Below are 2,187 nucleotides of genomic sequence, written 5' to 3' on the forward strand. Positions count from 1 at the left end.
ACGGTTCTCTTGATGCTACTGTAGAATGTAGCAATGCTGCTGCTTTAGCAACTGCTCAGGCTGCCTTCCCTATCGCTTCTGATTTATGTGATGCTGATGTAACCAACATCGTAAAAACTTCAGGTGAGTTTGTAGCTAACGAAGGGTGTGCCAATTCAGGTACTTATACCAACACTTGGACCGTAACTGATGCTTGTGGTAATACTTCTGCTGTGTTTACTCAGGTAATCACTGTTCAGGATACTACGGCGCCACAAATCACAACTAATGCGACTGACTTAATCGTACAGTGTGACGGTTCAGGAAACACAGCTGCTTTACAACAATGGATTGCCAATAATGGTGGCGCAGTTGCAACTGACAACTGTTCTGCGGTAACCTGGTCAAATAATTTTGATTCAATAGCAAATGATTGCTCAGCTTCAGTAACTGTGATTTTCACCGCTACTGATGCTTGTGGAAATGCCTCTACAACTTCAGCCACATTCTCTATTCAAGATACAACAGCTCCAACTTGGACAGATGCTATCGGTTCACTTAACGTAACTGTAGAATGTAATGATGCTGCCGCTTTAGCTAATGCTCAAGGCCAATATCCTTCTGCTACAGATATTTGTGATGCTGATGTAACAAACATTGTAAAAACTTCAGGTGAGTTTGTACCAGCTCAAGGTTGTACTAATGCCGGTACTTATACCAACACTTGGACTGTAGCTGATGCTTGTGGTAATACTTCTGATGTGTTTACTCAGGTAATTACTGTTCAGGATACTACGGCGCCTACTTGGTCAACAGGTCCTCTTTCACTAAACACCACTGTTGAGTGTAGTGATGCAGCTGGTTTAGCTAATGCTCAAGCTTTAGTCCCAATTGCAAATGATGCATGTGGTAATGTGACTTATACAAAAACAGCAGGTCAATTTGTACCTGGAACTTGTCCATCAAGCGGTAGTTATACTAATACGTGGATAGCAACTGACGTTTGTTCAAATCAAAGTACTGTATTTACTCAGGTAATTAATGTTCAAGACAACACTAATCCTGATTGGGTAACCATTGCAGGCTCACTGAATGTAACTTTGGAATGTAGTGATGCAGCTGGTTTAGCTACTGCTCAAGCTTTAGCCCCAACCGCAACTGACAACTGCAGTAACGTTACTTATGTAAAAACAAGCGGTGTATTTGTGGCCGGTACTTGTCCCTCAAGCGGTACCTATACCAACATGTGGAGAGCTATTGATGCTTGCGGTAATACAAGTCCATGGTTTACTCAGGTAATCACCATTCAGGATACTACTGCTCCTACAATGACTTCGCAATTAGCTCCGGTTTTAGCCGCTACTTGTGATAACATTCCTGATGCACCACAACCGGCATTTGTTGACAACTGTTCGGTAATCAATAATGCTGACATTACATTTACAGAGACAACTTCTGCAACGGTAAATAATCAATATCATATCATCCGAACTTGGTCTGCTCAAGATGCGTGTGGTAATCAGTCACAAACTTACACCCAAGATGTGACGGTAACCATCACAGCACAAACAGTACAAACCATAAATGTTCCTGAAGAAAATCATGTATGTAATACGAACCTTGATGGTCAATCGGTTACTACTTTAGATTTGAATACTTATCTACCTCAAGGAATTCCAACAGGAGGAACCTGGATCAACGAAAGTAATGTGGGTACATTAAACGGATCTATATTTGACGGGTTGGATGTGACTGAAGGAACTTATGTATTCAGTTACAACTACACAGAAGTAGGGAACACTTGTCCTCAAAAAATAAATGTAAATGTTCCTGTTGCTCCATGTGGTCAAGTTGAAGGTTGTGATAATGTTGTGGTTCACAACGCCTTTACTCCAAACGGAGACGGTGTGAATGAAAACTTCCAGATTGACAACATCAATCAGAAATGTCACTTACCAAACAGAGTGGAGATTTACAACCGTTGGGGAGTTTTGGTATTCGAAGCTGATAATTATGATAATGAAAGTAGAGTATTTACAGGTGTTTCCGAAGGAAGATCTACTGTAAGCAAATCTGATGAATTGCCTGCCGGCACGTATTTCTATATCTTACAGTATTCTGATGGTTCAGGAAAAACCATCACAGAATCTAAATACTTATACCTTACCCGATAGTCTGTCAAATAATAACCCTGAGGATTTATTCACC

The 2,187-nt window shown here is 40.8% G+C and carries 1 protein-coding gene; it reads left to right on the forward strand.

Features of this window, described 5'->3' with window-relative positions; genetic code table 11:
* A partial coding sequence (locus tag ACSVH6_RS13550) for a gliding motility-associated C-terminal domain-containing protein (RefSeq protein WP_438079396.1) occupies nucleotides 1-2,153 on the forward strand: 2,153 nt, incomplete at its 5' end.
* Nucleotides 2,154-2,187: the final 34 nt, after the last annotated feature.

The sequence above is a fragment of the Flavobacterium sp. XGLA_31 genome, assembly GCF_051547105.1.
Classification (GTDB): Bacteria; Bacteroidota; Bacteroidia; order Flavobacteriales; family Flavobacteriaceae; genus Flavobacterium.